General features: G+C 73.0%; 16 protein-coding genes and 1 tRNA gene. 7 read left to right on the top strand and 10 right to left on the bottom strand.

The genetic code is table 11. The features are described 5' to 3' along the window. Positions 1-11: 11 nt before the first annotated feature. The 5 genes from ABZY91_RS07500 to ABZY91_RS07480 all read right to left on the bottom strand — a co-directional run bounded on the left by ABZY91_RS07500 (position 12) and on the right by ABZY91_RS07480 (position 5687). The gene (locus ABZY91_RS07500) at positions 12-2075 is read right to left on the bottom strand and encodes an anthranilate synthase family protein (protein ID WP_355400534.1); all 2064 of its coding nucleotides are present in this window, start codon (positions 2073-2075) and stop codon (positions 12-14) included. Further along, complete coding sequence (locus tag ABZY91_RS07495; RefSeq protein ID WP_355400532.1) at positions 2072-2824, bottom strand: isochorismatase family protein; 753 nt, start codon at positions 2822-2824, stop codon at positions 2072-2074. Before ABZY91_RS07495 ends, ABZY91_RS07500 begins: the two co-directional genes overlap by 4 nt. Beyond that, positions 2817-3587: a 2,3-dihydro-2,3-dihydroxybenzoate dehydrogenase gene (locus ABZY91_RS07490; RefSeq protein ID WP_355400530.1), complete on the bottom strand. Its 771-nt coding sequence runs from the start codon at positions 3585-3587 to the stop codon at positions 2817-2819. The genes ABZY91_RS07495 and ABZY91_RS07490 overlap by 8 nt, the downstream gene beginning before the upstream one ends. Positions 3588-3831: 244 nt before the next feature. Further along, the gene (locus ABZY91_RS07485) at positions 3832-5013 is read right to left on the bottom strand and encodes a 3-deoxy-7-phosphoheptulonate synthase (RefSeq protein WP_355400528.1); all 1182 of its coding nucleotides are present in this window, start codon (positions 5011-5013) and stop codon (positions 3832-3834) included. Positions 5014-5069: 56 nt separating this feature from the next. Beyond that, a complete protein-coding gene (locus ABZY91_RS07480) occupies positions 5070-5687 on the bottom strand; it encodes an NAD(P)H-dependent oxidoreductase (protein ID WP_329949100.1) in 618 nt (205 codons plus the stop codon). A 248-nt stretch (positions 5688-5935) separates the two neighbouring features. Between ABZY91_RS07480 and ABZY91_RS07475 the strand changes: the two genes are divergently transcribed. Both ABZY91_RS07475 and ABZY91_RS07470 read left to right on the top strand, forming a co-directional pair. After that, a complete protein-coding gene (locus tag ABZY91_RS07475; protein ID WP_329884557.1) occupies positions 5936-7111 on the top strand; it encodes a transaldolase family protein in 1176 nt (391 codons plus the stop codon). A 174-nt stretch (positions 7112-7285) separates the two neighbouring features. Beyond that, a complete protein-coding gene (locus ABZY91_RS07470) occupies positions 7286-9214 on the top strand; it encodes a helix-turn-helix domain-containing protein (protein ID WP_355400526.1) in 1929 nt (642 codons plus the stop codon). 47 nt (positions 9215-9261) lie between these two features. On the opposite strand, the gene ABZY91_RS07465 is transcribed toward ABZY91_RS07470, so the two are convergent. From ABZY91_RS07465 to ABZY91_RS07455, 3 genes are all read right to left on the bottom strand, one after another. Next, complete coding sequence (locus ABZY91_RS07465) at positions 9262-10431, bottom strand: transposase (RefSeq protein ID WP_355400524.1); 1170 nt, start codon at positions 10429-10431, stop codon at positions 9262-9264. 369 nt (positions 10432-10800) lie between these two features. Then, positions 10801-11649 (bottom strand): NAD(P)H-binding protein, encoded by an 849-nt coding sequence (locus ABZY91_RS07460; protein WP_329884562.1) that lies wholly within the window; start codon positions 11647-11649, stop codon positions 10801-10803. 83 nt (positions 11650-11732) lie between these two features. Beyond that, complete coding sequence (locus ABZY91_RS07455; RefSeq protein WP_355400522.1) at positions 11733-12920, bottom strand: acyltransferase; 1188 nt, start codon at positions 12918-12920, stop codon at positions 11733-11735. A 231-nt stretch (positions 12921-13151) separates the two neighbouring features. On the opposite strand from ABZY91_RS07455, the gene ABZY91_RS07450 reads away from it, so the two are divergent. The 5 genes from ABZY91_RS07450 to ABZY91_RS07430 all read left to right on the top strand — a co-directional run bounded on the left by ABZY91_RS07450 (position 13152) and on the right by ABZY91_RS07430 (position 20969). Beyond that, a complete protein-coding gene (locus ABZY91_RS07450; protein WP_355400520.1) occupies positions 13152-14132 on the top strand; it encodes an NADPH:quinone reductase in 981 nt (326 codons plus the stop codon). Positions 14133-14250: 118 nt separating this feature from the next. Beyond that, positions 14251-15705 (top strand): MFS transporter, encoded by a 1455-nt coding sequence (locus ABZY91_RS07445; protein WP_355400518.1) that lies wholly within the window; start codon positions 14251-14253, stop codon positions 15703-15705. A gap of 71 nt (positions 15706-15776) precedes the next feature. After that, complete coding sequence (locus ABZY91_RS07440; RefSeq protein ID WP_329884568.1) at positions 15777-16556, top strand: alpha/beta hydrolase; 780 nt, start codon at positions 15777-15779, stop codon at positions 16554-16556. A 292-nt stretch (positions 16557-16848) separates the two neighbouring features. After that, complete coding sequence (hrpA, locus tag ABZY91_RS07435) at positions 16849-20775, top strand: ATP-dependent RNA helicase HrpA (RefSeq protein WP_329949120.1); 3927 nt, start codon at positions 16849-16851, stop codon at positions 20773-20775. 120 nt (positions 20776-20895) lie between these two features. Next, positions 20896-20969 (top strand) — tRNA-Asp (locus ABZY91_RS07430). A 361-nt stretch (positions 20970-21330) separates the two neighbouring features. On the opposite strand, the gene bldC is transcribed toward ABZY91_RS07430, so the two are convergent. Both bldC and ABZY91_RS07420 read right to left on the bottom strand, forming a co-directional pair. Continuing rightward, positions 21331-21537, bottom strand: coding sequence for a developmental transcriptional regulator BldC (gene bldC, locus ABZY91_RS07425; RefSeq protein WP_014137253.1), 207 nt, complete (start codon positions 21535-21537; stop codon positions 21331-21333). A 528-nt stretch (positions 21538-22065) separates the two neighbouring features. Next, positions 22066-22992, bottom strand: a complete 927-nt coding sequence (locus ABZY91_RS07420; protein ID WP_355400516.1) for a hypothetical protein — start codon at positions 22990-22992, stop codon at positions 22066-22068. Positions 22993-23079 lie beyond the last annotated feature (87 nt).

The following is a 23079-nucleotide window of genomic DNA, read 5'->3' as shown; positions in this document are numbered from 1 at the left end:
CCGACGCATCGTCAGGCGCCGGGAATGGACGGGCCGTAGGAGCCGGTTCCGGCCCGCAGGACGGACCCCGGATCGGCCGGGACGGGCGGGGCGGACGGGGCGGACGGGCCGCCCAGCACGTGGGCGATCAGGTCGCCGATGATCCGCACGCCGTCGCGGGTGAGCACCGACTCGGCGTGGAACTGCACCGAGGCGAAGTGCGGGCCGCGCAGCGCGTGCACCTCCCCGGTGGCGGCGTCCCGGGCGACCCGGACGGCGCCGCCGGGCACGGTGAACGCCCCCTCCGGCCCCGTTCCCCCGGTCCAGGAGGCGGCGAAGGTGTTGTAGAAGCCGACCCGCTCACCGGCGCCGAAGAGGTCGATCTCCCGCTGGACGCCCTGGTTGGGCGTCTCCCGGCGGACCAGCGGCAGCCCGAGTTCCGCGCAGAGCACCTGGTGGCTCAGGCAGACCGCCAGGAACGGCCGCCGCTCGGCGAGGAACTCCTTCACCCGGGAGCGGAGATGGGCGATCTTCGGGTGGGCGGTGTCCCGCGGGTCGCCGGGCCCGGGGCCCAGCACCACCAGGTCGACCCCGTCCGGCGCGTACGGCCGGTCGAACCGCCGGACGTCGACGTCGAGGCCGAGCGCCCGCAGCTGGTGGTCGATCATCGCGGTGAAGGTGTCCTCGGCGTCCACCACCAGCACCCGGCGGCCGGCCAGCTCGGCGCGGGAGAAGGACCGCTCGGCGCGGGCGAAGGACCGCTCGACGGAGCGCTCGAAGGACCCCTCGCCGTCGTCGGCGAGCCAGAACCCGGCCAGCGTGCGGTTACGCCCGGCCAGCGCCTGCCGGACGCTCGGATGCGCGCCGAACCGGCCCCGGCCGCCGTCCTCCAGCGCGGCGAGCAGCCCGGCCGCCTTGGCCCTGGTCTCGGCCACCTCGGAGTCCGGGTCGGAGTGGCGGACCAGTGTCGCGCCGACGCCGATCCGCAGCCGGCCGGCCGCGTCGATGTCGGCGGTGCGGATCAGGATGCCCGAGTCCAGCGCCCGAGCGCCCTCCGCGTCACGGCCGATCAGGGCGACCACTCCGCTGTAGTAACCCCGGCCCCCCGGTTCGTACTTGGCGATCACCCGGGCGGCGGACTCCAGCGGGCTCCCGGTCACCGTCGGCGCGAACAGCGTCTCGCGCAGCACCTCGCGCGGGTCCCGGTCGGTCCGGCCCTCGATGAAGTACTCGGTGTGCGCGAGCCGGGCCATCTCCTTCAGGTACGGGCCGACCACCCGGCCGCCCGTCGTGCAGATCCGGGCCATCATCTTGAGCTCCTCGTCGACCACCATGAAGAGCTCCTCGGCCTCCTTGCGGTCGGCCAGGAAGTCCATCAGGCCGTCGAGGTCGGGGCCCCGCTCCGGGTACCGGTAGGTGCCGCTGATCGGGTTCATCACCGCCCGCCCGCCGTGCACGCTGATGTGTCGCTCGGGGGTGGCGCCGACCAGCGTCCGCTCCCCGGTGTGCACCGCGAAGGTCCAGTAGGCGCCGGTCTCCCGCTGGAGCAGCCGGCGGAACAGGGTGAGTGCGGCGGCCGGGGTGTAGCCGGTGATCTCGGCGACGAACGAGCGCTTGACCACGAAGTTGGCGCCCGTCCCCTCCCCGATCTCCTCGCCGATCACCCGGCGGACGGTCTCCGCGTACTCCTCGTCGTCGGCGTCGAAACGACCGCCGGCCAGCGTGATCGGCACGTCGGGGAGGCGGGCGAACAGTTCGGCGAGCGGCAGGACGGCCTGCTCGGTGACGGTCAGCGCGAGCAGTGGGGTGCCGTCGTCGGGCGCCTCGAAGCCGCGCTCGGCGATCTGCCGGTAGGGGACCAGCGCCAGCACTTCGTGGCGCTTCCCCGCAGTCTCCGCGGCCCCGGCCCCGGCCGGTCCGGCACGGAGGGCGGGGTCGGCTGGGTCGGCGGGCAGCGGGAGGTCCGCCAGGGTGGCCGGTTCGGAGACCTCGCCGACCAGCAGGTCGACCAGGCCCGGCCCGGTCGCCTCCGGGCGGTGCAGCAGCGCGAAGGCCGGCGGGTGCTCGGCCAGCACCCGGTCCAGCAGCTCGCTCATCGGGTCACCGCCCCGGCCGTCGACGGGTCCGGGTTCGACGGGTCCGGGCTCGACGGGTCCACGGAGGTCCGGTCCGCGGATGACGGGCCACCCGTCACCGCGTCCCCGGTCACCGCGTCCGCGGTCAGCACCACGGCGCAGCGCCGGGCCGCGTACTCCAGGGCCATCCGGTGGTCCTCGGCCGTGAAGTCGGCCACCGCGTCGGCCACCAGGAAGGTCTGGATGTCGTTGGTGAACGCCTCGACGGCCGTCATCAGCACCCCGACGTGCGCGTACACGCCGCAGAGCACCAGTTGGTCCCGGCCGGCGGCCCGCAGCCGCGCCAGCAGGTCGTTGTTGAAGAAGGCGCTGTACCGCCACTTGGTGACCAGCCAGTCGGCCGGTCCCGGGGCGAGCCGGTCGACGATCTCCCGGTCCGCGGGGGCGGCCTGCATCCCCGGGCCCCAGAAGTCGGCCAGCAGGCCGCGCTGTTCGGGGGTCATGCCGCCCGGCTGCGCGGTGTAGGCCACCGGCACGTCGTGCGCGCGGGCCCAGTCCCGGAGCCGGACGGCGTTGGCGAGCAGCGGGCCGTCCTCGCCGAACGGCGCGAGGAAGTAGCGCTGCATGTCGTGCACGAGCAGGACCGCGCGGTCCGGATCGAGCGTCCAGCCGGCCGTGTTGGCGGGCAGGTCGGCCGCGGTGGGCAGCGGGTAGGGGGCGATCGCCGGGAGGCCCGGCCGCCGCGCCGGAGTGGGGAGGCCATTACGCACCGAGCCCGGCACCCCCGTCCACCGTGAGGTCGTGCAGGGTGATGTGGCCGGCCTCGTCGGAGAGCAGGAAGACGACGGCGTGCGCGACGTCCTCCGGCTCGGCGAGCTTGCCGAGCGGGATGCCGACCCGGTACGCGTCCGGCCGGCCCTCCAGGGTGCCGGCACGGCCGCTCTCGTCGTGCCACATGGAGCTGAGCATCGGGGTGTCGGTGGAGCCCGGCGCCACCAGGTTGCAGCGGATGCCGTACCGGGCGACCTCCAGGCCGAGGCTCTTGGTGAAGAGGGTCGCCGCGGCCTTGGAGGCCGCGTAGGCGGCCATCTCGCTGCGCGGGGTGGTGGCGGCGTTGGAGGCCACCGTGACGATCGCGCCGCTCCGGCGCGGGATCATCCGGTTGACCACGGCGCGGGAGACCCGGAAGACGCCGTCGGTGTTGACCGAGAAGGTGCTGTGCCAGTCCTCGTCGGTGAAGTCGCGGACCTCGCCGAGCCGGAGCACACCGGCGGTGTTGACCAGGTAGTCGAGCGGGCCGAGCCTCCGTTCGGCCGTGTCGACGGCCTCCTCGACGGAGGCGCTGTCGGTGACGTCGGCGGGGATCGCCACGACGGTGAGGCCCTCGGCGGTCAGTTTGCCGGCCAGCTCGGCGAGTCGACCGGCGTCCCGGTCGACGGCGGCGACGAGGACGCCGCGAGCGGCCAGGGCCCGGGCCACGGCGGCGCCGATGCCGCCGGCCGCGCCGGTGATGAGTGCCACCTTGTTCTGCATGTGCCAGACCTCCCTGGGGTCGGCCCGGGGGTGCGGGCCGGCAGTGTGGGTTGGGGGTTGTGCACGGTCGGACGGGACGGACCCGGGTCGGGTCCGCACCGGATCGGGTGGTGCGGGACAGCTGCTGCGGAACAGCTGCGGGGCAGGTCGTTCGGGACAGGTGGTGCCGGACAGTGGTGCGGGGCGGGCGGGCCGGACGGGGCGGGCCGGACGGAACGGGGCGGGGCCCGTTGCCGTGCCCGGGTCAGGCCCGCCAGGCGGCCACCACGGCGATGGCCTGGCCGGGGTTGAGCCGCGGATCGCAGAAGCTCGTGTACTTGTCGCCGACCCGGCCGAGCCCGGTCTCGTCGTCGGCGCACTCGGTCACGTCGTCGGGCGTGGTCTCCAGGTGCAGGCCCCCGGCGGTGCCGCCCTCGGCACGGACCGCCTGCTGGAAGGCCTCGACCTCGCGGACGACGGTCTCCACCAGACGGGTCTTGAGGCCGTCGGGCCGGCTGAAGGTGTTGCCGTGCATCGGGTCGGTCAGCCAGACCACCGGGTGGCCGGCGGCCCGCACGGCCCGGACCAGCCCGGGGAGGACCCCGGCGACGCGGTCGGCGCCCAGCCGGGCGATCAGGGTGAGCCGGCCGGGTTCGCGGCCGGGGTCGAGCAGGGCGCAGAGCCGGAGCAGCTCGTCCGGGGTCGTGGTCGGGCCGACCTTGCAGCCGACCGGGTTGACCACCCGGGCGAGCAGCGCGACGTGGGCGCCGTCGGGCTGGCGCGTGCGTTCGCCGATCCACGGGAAGTGCGTGGAGGCGAGCAGCGGCCGGCCCTCGTCGTCGCGGCGGAGCAGCGGCAGTTCGTAGTCGAGCAGCAGCGCCTCGTGGCTGGTCCACACCGGCGGGCAGGCCGCGGAGGGTTCGCCGGGGGCGAGCCGGCCGAGGTGGACCATGGTCTGCCGGGCGGCGTCGTAGCCGGTCAGCAGGCGGCGCGGGTCCGGGGTGCGCTGGGCCGGATCGGGCTCCGGGCCGTTGACCATGTGGCCCCGGTAGACGGGTAGTTCGACGCCGTCGCAGAGTTCGGTGGGGTGCGAGCGGGGCTTGGCGAACTGGCCCGCGATCCGGCCGATCCGGACCACCGGACGGTGGGTGGTGATCTTCAGGAGGCCGGCCAGCGCGTCCAGCAGGCCGGCCTTGCGGGCGACGTCCCCCGCGGTGCACTCCTGGGGGTCCTCGGCGCAGTCCCCGGCCTGGAGCACCTGTGCACGGCCCTCGGCGACCTGGCCGAGCAGGGCGCGCAGCCGGTGCACGTCGGCGGCCGACACGAGGGCGGGCCTTTCGGCCAACTCCTTTTTGACAGAATCGAGTTCGACGGAATTCGGCCAGTCCGGCTGCTGTCTGGCGGGGCGGCCGGCGAGCTGGCCCACGAGCAGGTTGTCCACTGACATCTCCATCACGGGTTGGGGGCCGGCCTGCGGCAGGCGACTGCGGCAGGCCCTCGGCCCTAGGGCGTGTCGAGGCCCCGGACCACACCGGCGACCCGGACCACGCGCCGGGCCTGGTACTCGACCGCGGCGATGTTCTCCTCGTGGACCTGTCCGGGCACGTTCCGGGAGACCGCGCTGGCGCCGTAGGGGTTGCCGTTGTTGGGCCGGAACAGCACCGGGTCGGTGGATCCGGTGGCCAGGATCAGCGAGCCCCAGTGGCAGAACGCGTTGTGCAGCGCGAGGATCGTGGTCTCGTGGCCGCCGCGCGGCGCCGAACCCGAGGTGAACGCCGAGACGGCCTTGTCGGCCAGCCCGCCCGGGATCGACAGGGGCGCGGTGGAGTCGATGAACCGCAGGACCGGCGCGGCCGGCAGGCCGAACCGCACCGGGCTCCCGATCAGGATGCCGTCCGCCCACGCCAGGTCCGCGAGGTCGACCACGGGGACGTCCGCGGTGCGTTCCCGCAGCTCCCGCGCGGCGTCCTCGGTCCCGGGCACGTAGGTGTCGTCGGGCAGGTCCGCGATCCGGCGCAGCCGCACCTCGGCACCGGCCTTCTCGGCGGCGGAGGCCGCCGCCTCGGCCAGCCTGGCGACATTTCCGGTCGACGAGTAGTAGACGACGGCAATGGTGGTCATGACGGCGAACTCCTCAGGGACGGGGACGCGTTCAGCTGATCCTTGACGGTGGACAGCAGGTCGGCCAACGGAGTTACCGGCACTTCGTCAGGTGGCGTCGCACTCCGTCGAATACTCATCAGATGTCCCGTTCGACCCGACCTGACATTGACCGGAGCAGTCACTTTTCCGGGCACGAATTGCTCCCTATCCTCGGTGCCCGGCACCGTTTTCGGGCCGCCGCAGAGCCGAGGAGCAGTGATCCCGCAGTGAAGAAACCGCCGGCCGCCCCACCCCGTCGACGAGACCTGCGGCCGCTGATCGCCGAAGGCGTCTCCCCCTGGCTGGACGGGATCCACCGCGGCCTGGCCACCTCGGGCCTGCTCGGCCGGCTGATCGACGAGACCGGGCTGCGCGGCGCCACCACCAACCCCGCGCTGCTGGCCGGACGACTGCGCCGGGACCCGGTCTACGGCGAGCAGTTGGCCCGGCTGGCCGGGCACGACGTGTCGCCGGAGGGCTCGGTGTGGGCCGCGTCGGTGCAGGACCTGCGGCTGGTCTGCGACCAGTTCCTGGACGTCTTCCGCACCGCCCACGGCCACGACGGCCTGGTCTCGGCGGACCTCGACCCGAGGCTGGCGCACGATCCGGCGGCGACCACCGCCGAGGCCGTCGAGCTGGCCCGCGCGGTGGACCGGCCCAATCTGCTGGTGAAGATCCCGGCCACCCCCGAGGGCCTGGGCGCGATCCGCGACTGCGTCGGTCTCGGCCTCGGCGTGCACGCGACCGGGCTGTTCTCGGTGCACCGCTACGGGCAGGTGGTGGACGCCTACTTCGACGGGCTGGAGCAGGCGCTGGCGGCCGGCCGGCCGCTGGCGGCGATCGCCTCGGTGGCCTCGCTGCCGGTCGGCCGGGTCGACCTGGAGATCGACCGCAGGCTGACCGCGATCGGCACCCAGGACGCCCTCGCCCTGCGCGGCCTGACCGCCCAGGCGGCGGCCCGACTGATGTACCGGGCGTACGAGGAGCGGCTCGGCGACGGCCGCTGGCGCACCCTGCGCGCCTCCGGCGCCCGGCCGCAGCGCCTGCTGTGGACCGACGCCGCGCTGGCCGGCGCCGCCGCCGCGCAGGCCCGGTACGTGGCCGGCCTGGTCTCCTGGGGCACCGCGCACGCGATGACCCGCCCGGTGCTGGACGAGGCCGTCCGCAAGCTCCGCCTCGACGGCGACACCCTGATGGGCCGGCACGAGGCGGCCCAGGCGGTGCTCGACCGGCTGGGACGGCTCGGTATCGACTACTGCGCGGTGGTGCGACGGCTGGAGGAGGAGAGCGTCCCGCGGCTGGTCGACCACTGGCTCCGCCTGCACGCCTCGGCCGCCACCCGGCTGGCCCGCCCGGCCGACCTGCCGGGAGACAGCGAACCCGCCCGACTCCGTGGCAGTTGAGGATCTTTGACGAACCATCACCTTGGCGGCGCCGGGAGCGCCCGAACCCGCACCGGTGGCCCGGCGACCGGCCCGGACCTGTGCTTGACGGGAACATCCGCCCCCGCATACCTTCCGATTTGCAGGCCGTCACGCACTCCTTCTGCTCAGGAGGGCCTGGGGGGAGGGAAGGTCATGACGCGACGGTCGGCCGACTCAATCGCGTTCAACGTCCTGGAGTTGCTGGCCAGTGAGGCGCCCGCCGCCCAGCTGGCGGAGCTGGTCGAGCAGGCCCGGAAGAGTTGTGAGTCGCCCCGTGAACGGGAGGCGCTGGGCCGGATCGAACAGCTCGGTCTCTCCATACGCACACAGTCACAGCGCCGCCGCCGGCGCGAGGCCGGGCTGGCCGCGCTCGCCGACACCGCCCGCGACCTGGCGCTTCCGTACGACCTGGACGGCCTGCTGACGGTGATCACGCGCCGGGCCCGGCTGCTGCTGGGCGCCGACGTGGCCTGCCTGACCACCACCGACGAGGAGCACGGACAGGTCAGGATCCGCACCACCGACGGCCCGACCGGGGCGCTCGCGGTCGGCCTGCCCCTGCCCGACGGCTTCGGCCTGGGCGCCGGTGTCCTGGCCGACCCTGCGCCCTTCTGGACCCCGGACTACCTGCTCGACGAGCGGATCCGGCACAGCCCCGCGATCGACGAGACGATCCGCGCCGAGGGCCTGCACGCCGTGATGGCCGTCCCGCTCGGCCACCGCGCCCACCCGTTCGGTGTGCTGTACGTCGCCGAGCGCACGGTCCGCCGCTTCACCGCCGACGAGATCTCCCTCATGGCCGCGCTCGGCGACCTCGCCGGGGTGGCGGTCGAGAAGGCCCGGCTGCTGGAGGAGGCCTCCCGCCCGGCCCCCGTACCGGAACCGGACCGCACCGCCGGCGAACTCGCCGCGGTGCACCGCGCCCTGGTCGACCTCGCGCTCTCGGGCGGCGACCCGCACGCCCTGGTCCGGGACGCCGGGCGCCGTCTGGACCTCGGCCTGCGGGTGTACGCCACCGACGGCACGGTGGTCGCCTCGTTCGGCGACCTGCCCGAGCTGGACGAGCCCACCGTGGTCGCCACCGCACTGGACACCCACGCCGCCGGCCGGCCGGTCCGGCTCGCCGGTCCGCTCTGGGCCGCCCCGGTCTGCGCCGGCTCGACCGACCTGGGCACCCTGCTCGCCCGGCCGGCCGACGGACGGGCCGACCTGGCCGCGGAGTCCTGCCAGGGCCTGGCGCAGGCGGTGGCGGTCGCACTGCTGCTGGAGAGCGGCCGGGCGGCCGGGCACACCGGCCCGGCCGGCCAGGTCCGGGACGAGCTCCTCGACGAGCTGCTGGCCAGCCCGCAGCGACCGCCGCAGCAGCTCGCGCTGCGCGCGCGCCGCCTGGGCATCGACCTCTCCACCGCGCACGTCCTGGTGGTCGCCCGGCCCGAGGGCGAGGCCCAGGGCAAGGCCGCCACCTGGGCCAACCTGTACGCCCACCGGATGAGCGGGCTGAAACGCGTCCACAACGGCCGGGCCGTCCTGCTGCTGCCGGGCAGCGACCCGGGGACGGCCGCCCGCGCCGTCTCCGACGAGCTGACCCCGCTGCTCGGCATCCCGGTGACGGTCAGCGCGGCCGGTCCGGTCTCCGATCCGACCTCGGTGTTCCACGGCTACCAGGAGGCGCTGCGCTGCCTGGACGCGATGACCTCGCTCGGCGCAGTCGGCCGCGCCGCCTCTGTGCGTGAACTCGGCTTCGTGGGCGTACTGTTGGCAGACAACCATGACATCGAGGGATTCATCGAGTCCGCCGTCGGGCCGGTCCTCGACTACGACCGGCAGCGGCTCACCGAGCTGACCCGCACGCTCCAGGCGTACTTCGAGACCGGCAACAGCCCGACCCACGCCGCGCAGCAGCTGCACGTCCACCCCAACACGGTGGCCCGGCGGCTGGACCGGATCGGCGAACTGCTCGGCCCGGACTGGCAGAAACCCGAGCGGGCCTTCGAGATCCAGCTGGCGCTCAAGCTCTGCCGGGTGCGTCGCGTCCTGCTGGACCGCGCGGTCCGCAAGGACCGCCCCGGACCGCCGTCCTGACGCTCCGCGCGCACGGACGGCCCCGACACCGTCCACCCGGGCCTCCGTCACGCCCGCCGGTCGTCTCCCCGGGCCAGCACCGCCACCGCGTGGGCCGCCGAGGCCAGGGTGATGTGCCGGTGCCATCCGCTGAACGACCGCCCCGCGAAGTCCCGCACCCCGACCCGGTCGGCGGTCCGGGCGAAGTCCCGGCCCACCCGGTCGGTCAGCCGGGCCAGCCGGACCAGCGCCGCGGTCGGCAGGTCCACCAGATCGGTGAGCCAGAGCTCGGCCGGCCAGCGCCGCCCGGCCGCGCCCACCCCGAGCAGCAGCAGTTCCCCGCCGCCCCGCCGGTCCCGCCCGCCCGACCGGGCACCGCGCCCGGGCAGCCGGACCGGGACCGTGGCCACCAGACCGTTGCGCAGCCCGCCGGCCGGACCCGACCAGACCACCGGCCGGCGCAGCTCCCGGGCCGCCGACATCAACTGGTGGGCGGGGCCCGGGCCGGCCGGGAGGCCGGTCAGCACCGGCCCCACCGGCAGCAGCGGGAACGAGCCGCCGACCCGGACCAGCATCGGCAGCCGCTCGGCCCGCAGCCGGCGCACCATCCGCATCCCGTCCGCGTCCCGGGCGTCCGCCACCACCGGGCGGACGGGCAGGCCCCAGCGGGCCGGCAGGCCGATCACCGCCTCCAGCGCGCAGTCGCCGAGGGTCTCCGCGTCCACCTCGTCCGGGATCAGCGCCTGGCTGCGCCGCGGCTCGTTGTCCAGCCAGGCCTGCGGCAGGTGCAGGCGCCAGTTGAGCGGGCCGCTGAAGCTGTCCGAGGCGGCCCATACCCCCACCGCCTGCTGGGCGTTGAGGACCTGGCCGAGCGCCGGGATGAACCGGCGGTCCACGCCCACCGAGTGGTCACCGGCCTTCGGGATCACCATCGGCCGCAGCACGTACGCCTGCGGCGGGGCGATCCGGGCCAGGTGCTGGGCCAGCGCCTGACGGACCGGTCCCCAGTCCCAGGTGGAGCTGGTGATGAAGTGGTGCAGGCTCTGTTCGGCGGCCTGGCCGCCGACGACGGTGGCGATGTTCCGGATCGACTTGCGCCCGCGCGCGCCGAGCAGGCCGCGGAGGTACTGGGCGCCCTTCTGCCGCTGGTCGCTGCGGGGCAGGGAGGCGAACAGCACGGCGCACAGCTCCCGGAGCAGGACGTCGTGCGAGGCGTCGAGGCCCGGCAGCTCCCGCACCGCCGGAACGCCGTGGGCCGCGGTACTGCGGGCCGGTACCCCCTGTACCGGAACGCCGTGGGCCGGAAGGCCGTGCAGTGGAACACCGTGCAGTGGAACGCCGTGCAGTGGAACGCTGTGGGCTGGGGCGCCCACGGCGCCCAGGGCGAGACCGCTCATTGATCCCCCTCGAATGCGCGGATGGCTGCGCCGTCCTCACGCTAGGCGCCGCGCTCCCTCCCGCTAAGGTGCGCTGCCCACCCGTCCGGCGCTCTCGGTGGTGGCCCGGCCACCGGGGTCCGTCCCACCGGTGCGGCGGGAGCGGAATCCGGCGCGCCGGACCGGCACCGGCCGGGTGCGCCCGCGAGGGCGCCACCCGGCCGGACGGGGTCAGGCGGTGAAGTCCGAGGCGTGGTCCCGGGCCCAGTCGGCGAAGGTCCGGGCGGGTCGGCCGGTGAGCTTCTCCACCGTGTCGGACAGCTCGGTGGGGACGCCGTCGGAGCCGGCCCAGTAGCCGACGACCGCGTCCATCACCCAGACCGGCACGATCGGGGAGAGCGCCTCGCGCGCCTCGGCGTCGGTCAGCTCCTCGAACTCCAGCGGCCGGCCGAGCACCTCGGCGAGGGTCGCCAGCTGCTCCCGCTGGGTGACCGACGCCGGACCGCTGAGGAAGTGGGCCTGGTTCTCGTGGCCGGGCTGGGTCAGCGCGACCACGGCGACCGCGGCGATGTCCTTCTCGTGGATCGCGTCGCTGTGCGACTCGGGGTACGGGAAGCGGATCCGCCCCTCGGCCCGGATCGACTCCGGCCACCCCCACATCAGGATGTTGGTGGCGAAGTTGTGCGGCCGCAGGAAGGTGTGGGGGATGCCCGAGGCGACCACGGCCGCCTCGACCGTCCGGTGCATCTCGACGATCGGCCGCTGCACCGGGAAGGCGTCCACCACGGTCTGCGAGGAGAGCACCACGACGTGCCGGACGCCGGCCTCCTTGGCCGCCGCGAGGAAGCCCTCGGTGCCCTGCGGCACCGCGTAGAGGAAGACCTTCTCGACGCCGGCCAGCGCCGGTCCGTAGGTCTCCGGGTCGGTCAGGTCGAGCACGGCGGTCTCGGCCGTGGTGGTCGACGCCAGCTTCTCCGGGGTCCGGGCACCGGCCCGGACGTCGGCGCCGGCGGCCAGCAGCTGCGCCAGCACCTCGGCGCCGACCTGGCCGGTCGCCCCGGTGACGAGGATCTTGCCCATGGGAACGGCTCGCTTTCTTGACGGTCTGACGAACGGACTAACGGACGGCCTGACGGGTCGACGGACGGGCGACGGGCGGCCTGTCAGTCGTTCCGGACGGCGGGTCGGTTGCGGCGCGGGGAGGAGAAGCGCCGGGTGATCGGGGCCTCGACCAGCCGGTACAGCACCCAGGAGACCAGGACGGTCGCCGCGATGGCGAAGAGGAGCAGGCCGACACCCTCCACGGTGGAGTACATCCGGGTGCCGAGCAGGTCGCGCAGCTCGGTCAGCACGATGAAGTGCAGCAGGTAGAAGGCGAAGGAGATCTCCCCCAGCCAGGTCATCGCCCGGTTGCGGAAGATCGTGAACCGCCCCTCGTTGTCGGCGATCGCGGCGGCCGCGATGAGCAGCGCGATCGGGACGACCAGGACGGCCCGCTGCGCGTACAGGTAGGGCACGTAGTGGGTGGCGACGTAGCCGGCCACCAGCAGCAGGCCGGACCAGACCATCCCGATGTTGCGCCAGCGACCGCTGCGCACCGCGTGGGCGACCAGCATGCCGAGCGCGAAGTCCAGCATCCGCACCGGCGGCAGCACGTAGCTGAACCAGTACTGCGAGACCGAGCCCTCGTACCCGCCGGGGACACCCGGGGTGTCGGGCAGCAGCAGGTAGGCGACGGCGGGGGTGGCGACGACGGCGGCGACCGCGCCGGTGATCCAGAACACCAGCCGCTCGGGGCGGATGGCCCGGAACACCCGGTGCAGGAAGGGGAACGAGAGGTAGAAGAACGCCTCGGCGCCCAGCGACCAGCTCGGCGGGTCGACGCTGAAGTAGGTGTTGAAGTCGGGTATCCAGACCTGGAGCATCAACAGGTTGACGATCGCGGTCCGGGCCGGGGTGTAGGTGCTCGCGAACAGCACCATGGCCAGCGCCCAGGCGACCACGTAGTTCGGGACGATCTTGACCAGTCTTCGCCGCCAGAACCCGGTGACCGTGTCGTCGGCGCGGGCCGACCAGGTGAGCACGAAGCCGCTGAGCACGAAGAAGAACGCGACGCCGAGACCGCCCGCCTGGTCGGCGATGTCGACGAAGCGGAACTCGGTGCTGTCGTCGGCGAAGAGCCGCAGGGTGGGGATGGGCAGGGCCGCGTGGTACGCGAAGACCGCAAGGGCGGCGGGGAAGCGCAGGCCGGTCAGCGACGGCAGACGGCTGGTGAAGGGGCGCTGCGACTGCTGTCCGCTCCCGCCGTCCGGTGTCGGTCCCGGCTGGGCGAGGAGTCGGTCGGTGGCCATGGTTCCGTCCTTGAGGGTGTCGAGCCTGTGGAGCGGACCGATGGCGCCGGTCCGACCCGAGACCCAAGTAAACTACTCGGTGCAGATGAGAGATTGCACCGATCGGTGTAGCATCTATGTCAGGTCGGGGGACACTCCGGTCCGCTCCGCCTTTCCTTCCGAGCCAGAGGAGTTGACGAACGATGCCGCGATCCGCCGCAGCCCGGCCGTCCCTCCCGGAGGATCGGCCCCATGTACGCAGCGTTCATCACCCAGCACGGACCGGCCACGGACATCCGCTACGGCGAGGTGCCCCGGCCGGTCCCCGGGCCCACCGATGTCCTGGTCGACGTGGCCGCGGTCTCGGTCAACCCGGTCGACACCTTCGTCCGCTCGGGGCTCTTCCGCACCCCGCTGCCCTTCCCCTTCGTGATCGGGCGGGACCTCGTGGGCACCGTCGCGGAGGCGGGCCCGGGAGCCCCCGGCTTCGCCCCCGGTGACCGGGTCTGGTCCAACAGCCTCGGGCACGGCGGCCGGCAGGGCCCGACGGCCGAACAGGCCGTCGTCCCCGCCGACCGGCTCTACCACCTGCCCCCGGGCGTGGACGGGCCCGGCGCCGTCGCCGTGGTCCACCCGGCCGCCACCGCCCACCTCGCGCTGTTCGCCCACGGCGGGCTCCGGGCCGGCGAAACCGTCCTGGTGGCCGGTGGGGGCGGCAACGTGGGCGGCGCCCTGGTCGTCCTGGCCGCCGAGGCCGGCGCCCGGGTGGTCGCCACCGCGAGCGCGGCCGACGCCGACCACTGCCGGGACCTCGGCGCCACCGAGGTCCTCGACTACCGCGCACCCGACCTGACCGACCGGATCCGCGCCGCCTGCCCGGGCGGCGTCGACGTCCACCTCGACACCTCCGGCACCAACGACCTCGCCACCGCCGTCGACCTGCTCGCCCCGCGCGGCCGGATCGTGCTGCTCGCCGGCGCCCGCTCACGCCCCGAACTGCCCGCCGGACAGCTGTACATGAAGGACGGCTCGATCCGCGGGTTCGTCATCTCGCACGCCCGCACCGACGAGCTCGCCGAAGCCGCCGGCACCATCAACCGCCTGCTCGCCGCCGGTCGGCTGCGAGCGCGCGCCCTGGAGAACCTCCCGCTCGACGCCGCCGCCGAGACCCACCGGCGGCTGGAGAAGGGCGGGCTGAACGGCCGCCGGGTCGTCCTGCGACCCGACCTGTGACGCCCCGCCCACGACAGCCCCGACCACAGCCCCGTCCACAGCCGTACCCAAGACAGCTCCCCGGCACGGTCCGTGACGCCCCGTCCGCCGCGCCCCCGTCCCCGAAAGGCCGCCCCCCATGCCCCCGTCCGCCGGCGCCGACCATGCGTCCGGGCCGCGTCATTCGGGTCTCCTCCTGGCCCTGCTGGCGTTCGCCCAGTTGATCGTCTCGGTCGACTACAACATCGTCTACGTGGCACTCCCCGAGATCGGCAGCGGCCTCGGCTTCTCCGCCCAGAACCTCCAGTGGGTGGTCAGCGCCTACGCGGTCGCCTTCGGCGGCTTCCTGCTCTTCGGCGGCCGCGCCTCCGACCTGTTCGGACGCCGCCGGATGTTCGTCCTCGGGCTGCTGCTGTACGCCGGCTCCTCGCTGATCGGCGGACTGGCCACGACCCAGGGGCTGCTGATCGCGGCCCGCGCCCTCCAGGGGCTCGGCGGCGCCTTCCTCTTCCCCGCCACCCTCGCCCTGGTGGTCACCAGCTTCGCCGAGGGCCGCGAACGCAACCGGGCGCTCTCGGTCTGGGCCGCGGCCGGCGCCAGCGGCATGATCATCGGCTCGCTGGCCGGCGGCGTGCTGACCTCCGCCTTCGGCTGGGAGGCGGTCTTCTACGTCAACGTGCCGCTCGCCGGCGGCGCCGCCCTGCTCGCCCCCCGGCTGATCCGCGCCGACGGGCCCCGCGAGCAGGGCCGCTCCTTCGACCTGCCCGGCGCGCTGACCGCCACCACCGGCGCCACCCTGGTCGTCTTCACCCTCGTCCAGGCACCCGCCTCCGGCTGGACCTCGCCGCTGGTGCTGACCACCGCCGTCCTGGGCCTCGCCCTGGTCGCCGCGTTCCTGGCGATCGAGGCCCGCACCGCCGACCCGCTGATGCCGCTGCGGCTCTTCCGCAACCGCAACCTCTCCACCGGCGTGGTCACGACCTTCCTCTTCATGGCCTCCTTCGGCACCCTGCTGTACTTCCTGACCGTCTACTTCCAGACCGTGCACGAGTACAGCGCGCTGCGAACCGGCGTGGCCTTCCTGATCCCGATGGCCTGCGGCTTCCTCGGCTCCATGCTGGGCGGCCGGCTCGCCACCCGGTTCGGCGCCCGCACCACCCTGGTCGCGTCCTTCGTCCTCGGCGCGCTCGGCACCACCGTGATGGCGTTCGCGATGGAACCGGACGGCTCCTACGTCTCGCTGCTGCCCGGTCTGGTCGTGCTCAGCCTGTGCCAGGGCGTCATCTTCACCACGATGTTCTCCGCCTCCGCGACCGGGGTGCACCCCTACGAGCAGGGCATCGCCTCCGGCATCGTCTCCACCGGCCAGCAGGTCGGCAGCGCGGTCGGGCTGGGCGTCCTGGTCGCGATCGCCAACGCCGGCACCTCCGGGCTGACCGGCGAGGCGTTCCGCACCGCCACCACGGACGGTCTGCGCACCGCCGTGCTGGTCGCCACCGGAGGGATCGTCGCCCTGATCCTGGTCGCACTCGGCTTCGAACGCGCCCCGCGGGCGGCGGCCGTCAAGGAGACCCCGGCCGAGAGCCTGGCCTGACCCCGCCCGCCCGCACCCGTACCTCCCGCCCACCCACCTGTCCCACTCGTACTCCGAGGAGAACCGCCACCATGCCCATCGTCTCCACTCCCAGCGCCCGCGTCTCCTACGAGGTGGACGGCTCCGGCCCGGGTCTGGTCTTCGTGCACGGCACCGGCTTCGGCGCCGCGGGCACCTTCGGCCACCTCGCCGGCGACTTCACCGGCTCCCGCACCGTGGTCCTGCCGGACTACGCCGGCTGCGGCGACACCGAGGACGACGGCGGCGAGCTGACCGTCGAGCTGCTCGCCGAGCAGATCATCGGCGTGATCGAGGAGGCCGGCAACGGCCCGGTCGACCTGGTCGGCTTCTCGCTCGGCTCCGTGGTCGCCGCCGCCGTCGCCGCCACCCGGCCCGACCTGGTCCGCAGCCTGGTGCTGACGGCCGGCTGGACCCGCCCGGACGACGCGTACCTGCGCAACCACATGACCACCTGGCTCGGCACCAGGGCCGACACCGACGCCTTCGGCCGGTTCGGCACGCTGACCGCGTTCAGCCGCGACCACCTCAATAGCCTCGACCACGGCGTCGTCGAGGGCATCATCAAGGGCAACCAGCCCACCGACGGCGCGCTGCGCCACATCGACCTCAACCTCCGGGCCGACATCCGCGAGCTGCTGCCCCGGATCACCGCCCGCACGCTGGTGATCGGCTGCGCCAAGGACGCCACCGTCCCGGTCGAGCTGACCCGCGAGCTGGCCGAGGCGATCCCCGGCAGCACCTACGCCGAGATCGAGAGCGGCCACGTGGTGGTCTACGAGAAGCCGGCCGAGTGGGTCCGGCTGGTCAGCGACTTCATCGCGCAGGACTGACCCGCGCCGCCCGTCGCACCGCACCGCCCGTCGCACCGTGGGGCCCGTCCGAGCAGTCCGGACGGGCCCCACGGCCGTCCCCGGAGCAGTCCCGGGAGCCCTCCCCGGCCCCGTGCCCTGTTCCGCTTCCGGGCCGTCGTTGGCAGCGGACCGCCGTCCCCTGTGACACTGGAGTCGCTCGAAAACCGAGGTGCGCTCCACCGCATCTCCTTGCGAACCTAGAGGGATGCCCGCCGTGAGTTCTCCCGCAGTCCAGCCCGCCGACGCCCCCACCGAGGACCAGGGGCCCGGGATCGGCGAGCTGGCCGCGCGCCTGCCCGAGCTGACCCTGCGCGACCAGGTGCGCATCGGCCGCCGGCTGGAGGGTGCCCGCAAGGTCCGCAAGCCCGAGGCCCGCCGGCAGATCGCCACCGAGATCGCCGGCGACATCGAGCGCGCCGAGCTGCTGGTCGAGCGCCGCCGTGCCGCCGTGCCCGCGATCGACTATCCCGCCGAGCTGCCGGTCAGCCAGAAGAAGGACGAGATCCTCGAAGCCCTCCGCGACCACCAGGTGGTGATCGTGGCGGGTGAGACCGGCTCCGGCAAGACCACCCAGATCCCGAAGATCTGCCTGGAGCTCGGCCGCGGCGTACGCGGCCTGATCGGCCACACCCAGCCCCGCCGGATCGCCGCCCGCACGGTGGCCGAGCGGGTCGCGGAGGAGATGCGGACCCCGCTGGGCGAGGCCGTCGGCTGGAAGGTCCGGTTCACCGACCAGGTCGGCCCGGACACGCTGGTCAAGCTGATGACCGACGGCATCCTGCTCGCGGAGATCCAGACCGACCGCGAGCTGCGCCAGTACGACACCCTGATCATCGACGAGGCCCACGAGCGCAGCCTCAACATCGACTTCCTGCTCGGGTACCTCAAGCAGCTGCTCCCCCGCCGCCCCGACCTCAAGGTGGTCATCACCTCGGCGACGATCGACCCGGAGCGCTTCGCCCGGCACTTCGGCGAGGCCCCGATCGTCGAGGTCTCCGGCCGCACCTACCCGGTCGAGGTCCGCTACCAGCCGGTCACCGACGAGTCCGACCCGGACGGCGACGGCGACGAGGTGGACCGCGACCGCGACCAGATCCAGGCGATCTGCGAGGCGGCCCGGGAGCTGCAGGCGGAGGGTCCGGGCGACATCCTGGTCTTCCTCTCCGGCGAGCGCGAGATCCGCGACACCGCCGACGCGCTCGACAAGCTCAAACTGAAGTCCACCGAGATCCTGCCGCTCTACGCCCGGCTGAGCTCCGCCGAGCAGCACAAGGTCTTCCAGCGCTCCGGCTCCCGCCGGATCGTCCTGGCCACCAACGTCGCCGAGACCAGCCTCACCGTCCCCGGCATCAAGTACGTGATCGACCCGGGCACCGCCCGGATCTCCCGCTACAGCCACCGCACCAAGGTCCAGCGCCTCCCGATCGAGGCGATCAGCCAGGCCAGCGCCAACCAGCGCAAGGGCCGCTGCGGCCGCACCTCGGACGGCATCTGCATCCGGCTCTACTCGGAGGAGGACTTCCTCTCCCGCCCCGAGTTCACCGACCCCGAGATCCTGCGCACCAACCTGGCCTCGGTCATCCTCCAGATGACCGCCGCCGGCCTCGGCGACATCGCCGCCTTCCCGTTCCTGGACCCGCCGGACTCCCGCAACATCAAGGACGGCGTCAGCCTCCTGCACGAGCTGGGCGCGCTCGACCCGGAGGAGAAGGACGTCCGCAAGCGGCTCACCCCGCTCGGCCGCAAGCTGGCCCAGCTCCCGGTGGACCCGCGGATGGCGCGGATGGTCCTGGAGGCCGACCGCAACGGCTGCGTCCGGGACGTCATGGTCATCGCCGCCGCGCTCTCCATCCAGGACCCGCGCGAGCGTCCCGCCGAGAAGCGCCAGGCCGCCGACGAACGGCACCGCCGGTTCAACTCGGAGACCTCCGACTTCCTCGCCTTCCTCGCCATGTGGCGGTACGTGCGCGAGCAGCAGCGGGAGCTGTCCTCCTCGGCCTTCCGCCGGATGTGCAAGGCCGAGTTCCTCAACTACCTGCGGATACGGGAGTGGCAGGACATCTACTCCCAGCTGCGCACGGTCGCCAAGCAGCTCGGCGTCACCATCGAGGAGCCGCACGACGACGCCGAGCCGGACGCCGACCGGATCCACCAGTCGCTGCTGGCCGGCCTGCTCTCCCACATCGGCCTGTACGACGTGGAGAAGCGCGAGTACGGCGGCGCCCGAGGCGCCCGGTTCGCGGTCTTCCCCGGCTCCGGCCTGTTCAAGAAGCCCCCGCGCTGGGTGATGTCCGCCGAGCTGGTGGAGACCTCCCGGCTCTGGGCCCGGATCAACGCCAAGATCGAGCCGGAGTGGGTGGAGCCGCTGGCCGCCCACCTGGTGAAGCGCAACTACAGCGAGCCGCACTGGGAGAAGAAGTCCGGCGCGGTGCTGGCGTACGAGCGGGTCACCCTCTACGGGGTCCCGGTGGTCGCCCAGCGGAAGGTCAACTACGGCCGGATCGACCCGGAGCTCTGCCGCGAGCTGTTCATCCGCAACGCGCTCGTCGAGGGCGACTGGGAGACCCACCACCGGTTCTTCGCGGAGAACCGGAAGCTGCTCAGCGAGGTCGAGGAGCTGGAGAACCGGGCCCGTCGCCGGGACATCATGGTCGACGACCAGACCCTGTTCGACTTCTACGACAGCCGGCTGCCGGACGAGATCGTCTCCACCCGGCACTTCGACTCCTGGTGGAAGCAGACCCGGCACGAGCAGCCGGACCTGCTCAACTTCGAGAAGTCGATGCTGATCAACGACGCCGCGGACGGCGTCACCGAGGACGACTACCCGGACTACTGGCAGCAGGGCAAGCTCCGCTTCAAGCTGACCTACCAGTTCGAACCGGGCAGCGACGCGGACGGCGTGACCGTCCACATCCCGCTGCCGGTGCTGAACCAGGTCACCGCCGAGGGCTTCGACTGGCAGATCCCGGGCCTGCGCGAGGAGCTGGTCACCGCCTGGATCAAGTCCCTGCCCAAGGCGGTCCGCCGCAACTTCGTGCCCGCCCCGGACTTCGCCAAGGCGGCGCTGCGCGAGCTGAGGGAACGGCAGGAGCCCCTGCTGCCGACCCTGGAGCACGTGCTCAAGCGGATGACGGCGATCACGGTCCCGCCGGAGGCCTGGGACGAGGAGCGCGTCCCGGAGCACCTCAAGGTGACCTTCCGGGTGGTGGACGGCCGCAAGAAGCTCGCCGAGTCCAAGGACCTGGAGGAGCTGCGGCTGAGCCTGAAGCCGAAGCTGAAGGAGACCCTCTCCTCGGCGGCCTCCGGGCAGGGCATCGAGCAGTCCGGGCTGACCGCCTGGCCGTCCGCCCTGCCGGTGCTCCAGCGCACCTTCGAGCAGCGCTCCCGGGGCCATTCGCTGCGCGCCTACCCGGCGCTGGTGGACGAGGGCGACACGGTCGGCATCAAGCTGTTCGACACCCCGCAGGCGCAGGCGCAGGCGATGTGGGCGGGCACCCGGCGGCTCCTGGCGCTGACCACCACCTCGCCGGCCAAGTCGATCCAGGGCCGGCTGGGCAATCAGGCCAAGCTCGCGCTGTCCTACAACCCGCACGGCTCGATCCCGGCCCTCTTCGAGGACGTGGTGGCCTGCGCGACCGACCGGCTGATGGCCCGGGCCGGCGGACCGGCCTGGGACGAGGCGGCGTTCGGCTCGCTGCACGACAAGGTCCGGGCCGACCTGTACGACCTGTCGGCGGACACCACCCTGAAGTCGGCCACCGCGCTGATCGCCTTCCACAAGGCGTCGAACCGCCTGAAGTCGGTGAGCAGTCCGGTGCTGCTGGGCGCGGTGAACGACATCCGGCTGCACCTGGCCTCGCTGGTGCACCCGGGCTTCGTGACCGCGACCGGCTGGCAGCGGCTGCCGGACCTCAAGCGGTACCTGCTGGCGGTGGACCGCCGGCTGGAGGCGCTGCCCAACCACCCCCAGCGGGACTCCCAGCAGCTGCTGAAGGTCCAGCAGGTGCAGCAGGCGTACGGGGAGCTGCTGGCGGCCGTACCGGCCGGGCAGCAGCCCTCCGAGGAGGTGCGGGCGATCCGCTGGATGATCGAGGAGCTGCGGGTCAGTTTCTTCGCCCAGTCGTTGGGCACGCCGTCACCGGTCTCCGAGAAGCGGATCATGAAGGCGATGGAGGCCGCCCGGGCGTCGCTCTGAGCCCGCCCCAGCTCAGCGGGCCGGGGTCCCCAGGAGCCAGTTCGACCTGGGGGCCCACCATGGGCTACAGTCTGTCTTGTTCGCAGCGCAGCAAGCGAGTGAACGAGATCAGAACACTCTGGTCCCGTGGAGCAGTTGGTTAGCTCGCCACCCTGTCAAGGTGGAGGTCGCGGGTTCAAGTCCCGTCGGGATCGCCGTAGTCGAGAGGCCCGGAACCGTTTGGTTCCGGGCCTCTCGTTTTTGTCTGACGCCCCATTACCCGGTCCAGGTCTAGACCACAAGTGACCGTGTGTGTGATGGTCGTCACCCACCCCCTCCGGGAACCGGCCGTTCGAACGCCTCTCCGGGAGGGCGCTAATTTAATATGTAAAATTGTACTGCCATTAACAGTAAATCCCCCCCACCCCATCCACCTCAAATCGTTATCCGGAGTTCAACATTCCGGGCGGTGGCGCCACCACGACAGACGTGTAGAAACAAAGAAAGGGACCGCTTACCGGACCCGGCGGAGTCCGGTAAGCGGCCCCTTTCGAAGAGCCTTGCGCCTTCGGCCCGTCAGGCCTCGGTGCGCTGAGCCGGAATACCGGCCAGCAGGGCGCGCACCTCCGCCTCGCGATAGCGGCGGTGACCGCCGAGCGTGCGAATGGACGTGAGCTTGCCGGCCTTGGCCCAGCGCGTCACGGTCTTCGGGTCCACGCGGAACATGGTGGCGACCTCTGCCGGCGTCAGCAGAGGTTCGGCATCAGGGGTACGAGCGGTCATGAGCGGCCTCCTCGGGAGAACCGAACCAGGGCGGTTCTATCCTTCAAATTCTGCACCTTGGCCCGCGATGCCCGAAATGGCATAGACGGGCCGAGTCGGTAATAGGACGAACGGCTTGTCCTGGTGTCTACAACTACACCATCCGTCCAGCCCTATCGACCAAACCGCCAAAATTGACCCCTCACGGGTTCAAGGCCGACGGATGGCGATGGACCACCCCATAACGGGCAGTCACGTAATAGTGACATTCGGTTACGAGGGGACCAGACCCCCCGTTTTCCCGCAAAGCGCGCATCGGCTCCAGAACCACCCAAAAGTGGGCACGCTCACGTGAAGTTGGGCTGGTTGTCCCATTTTTGCACATAGGGGTTAGTTCGCGTCAACGGTGAGTAGTGTCACGTTCGACAGGTATTGACCCGAACCAGGACCTTGGTCATGCAGGACGGGCCGTAGGACTCTTACAGTCTTACAAGTACCGCCGACACCCCGAGGGCCCTGCCGTGACAGCCCCTCAGCCGGACGGCCCGCCTAGTTCGCGTACCGCAGCGCCAGCACCCGCCGCCAGCGCACCGTGAGCTCCTCGTACGCCCTCATGGCCTCCGCGGCCTCCCCGGCCCGCAGCGCCCGCAGCCCGTCCTCCAGCTCCCCCGCCGAACGGTCCGCCGACAGCCGCTCCGGCCCCAGCAGGTGCACCAGCCCCCCGTAGTCCAGTTCCACCAACGACCGCGGATGGAACTCCTCCAGCCACCGCCCCACCTGTTCCGCCCCCCGCACCAGTTCCCCCTCCGGCACCGCCTCGCGCAGCGCCCGGTACGCCCGGGCCACCCGCCGGCGCGCCTGCGCCATCGGCGTCAGGTAGAAGAGCGCCGCCGTGTCCCCCCGGATCCCCTCCCCGTCACGTTCCCCCGTTTCCCCCTCTCCCACTCCTGCGGGGACGAAGCACCGGTCCTCCTCCCCGAACGGCAGGAACCACCGCACCGGCACCTCCCACCGGCTGGTGAGGATCCACGGCCGGGCGTCCGGGTGCTCGGCCCGCCAGCGCTCCCGGTCCGCCTCCGCCGCCTCCCGGGTCGCCTGCGGCAGCGCGGTGTCCACCAGCGCCACCGGGGCCCCCGCCCGCAGCTCCTCCAGCGCCTGCCAGCTCCGCAGCCTGGTCGCCCACGGACAGACGTACAGCACCCCGTCCACGGCGCGGACGAACGCCCGCTCGCTCTCCCGCTCCGGCAGCGCCCGCGGCGTCCGGCCGACCACCTCGGCCAGCGCCGAGCGCTGCTCGTCCAGGACCGCCGCCGCGACCGACCGGCCGGCCTCCGCCGCGTCCGGCCCGTGCTCCGCCGCGTAGGCCTGCCAGTGCGCCCGCTCGGGTTCCGGGTACGCGGCCAGCGGTTCGTAGACCCGCAGGTGCGCGGCGTAGGGCGGCAGCACGGAGGTGCGTACGACGGTCACGTCCTGCATGGTCCCACGCGGCCCCGCCGGCCGGGAGGGTGCGGTTCGCGGACGCACTCCCGCGTCGCCGCCGAACCGTCCCCGAACCGTTCGCGG

This window comes from Kitasatospora sp. NPDC002965, from assembly GCF_040611255.1.
In the GTDB taxonomy this organism is placed as follows: Bacteria; Actinomycetota; Actinomycetes; order Streptomycetales; family Streptomycetaceae; genus Kitasatospora.
Note: the sequence above shows the minus strand (reverse complement) of the source record. Positions and strands in the feature narration are given on the sequence as shown.

Coding starts and splice junctions, on each gene's coding strand:
- ABZY91_RS07500 (WP_355400534.1), bottom strand. CDS start 2,075: ATGAGCGAGCTGCTGGACCGGGTGCTGGCCGAGCACCCGCCGGCCTTC.
- ABZY91_RS07490 (WP_355400530.1), bottom strand. CDS start 3,587: ATGCAGAACAAGGTGGCACTCATCACCGGCGCGGCCGGCGGCATCGGC.
- ABZY91_RS07485 (WP_355400528.1), bottom strand. CDS start 5,013: ATGTCAGTGGACAACCTGCTCGTGGGCCAGCTCGCCGGCCGCCCCGCC.
- ABZY91_RS07480 (WP_329949100.1), bottom strand. CDS start 5,687: ATGACCACCATTGCCGTCGTCTACTACTCGTCGACCGGAAATGTCGCC.
- ABZY91_RS07470 (WP_355400526.1), top strand. CDS start 7,286: ATGACGCGACGGTCGGCCGACTCAATCGCGTTCAACGTCCTGGAGTTG.
- ABZY91_RS07460 (WP_329884562.1), bottom strand. CDS start 11,649: ATGGGCAAGATCCTCGTCACCGGGGCGACCGGCCAGGTCGGCGCCGAG.
- ABZY91_RS07455 (WP_355400522.1), bottom strand. CDS start 12,920: ATGGCCACCGACCGACTCCTCGCCCAGCCGGGACCGACACCGGACGGC.
- ABZY91_RS07450 (WP_355400520.1), top strand. CDS start 13,152: ATGTACGCAGCGTTCATCACCCAGCACGGACCGGCCACGGACATCCGC.
- ABZY91_RS07445 (WP_355400518.1), top strand. CDS start 14,251: ATGCCCCCGTCCGCCGGCGCCGACCATGCGTCCGGGCCGCGTCATTCG.
- ABZY91_RS07440 (WP_329884568.1), top strand. CDS start 15,777: ATGCCCATCGTCTCCACTCCCAGCGCCCGCGTCTCCTACGAGGTGGAC.
- bldC (WP_014137253.1), bottom strand. CDS start 21,537: ATGACCGCTCGTACCCCTGATGCCGAACCTCTGCTGACGCCGGCAGAG.
- ABZY91_RS07420 (WP_355400516.1), bottom strand. CDS start 22,992: ATGCAGGACGTGACCGTCGTACGCACCTCCGTGCTGCCGCCCTACGCC.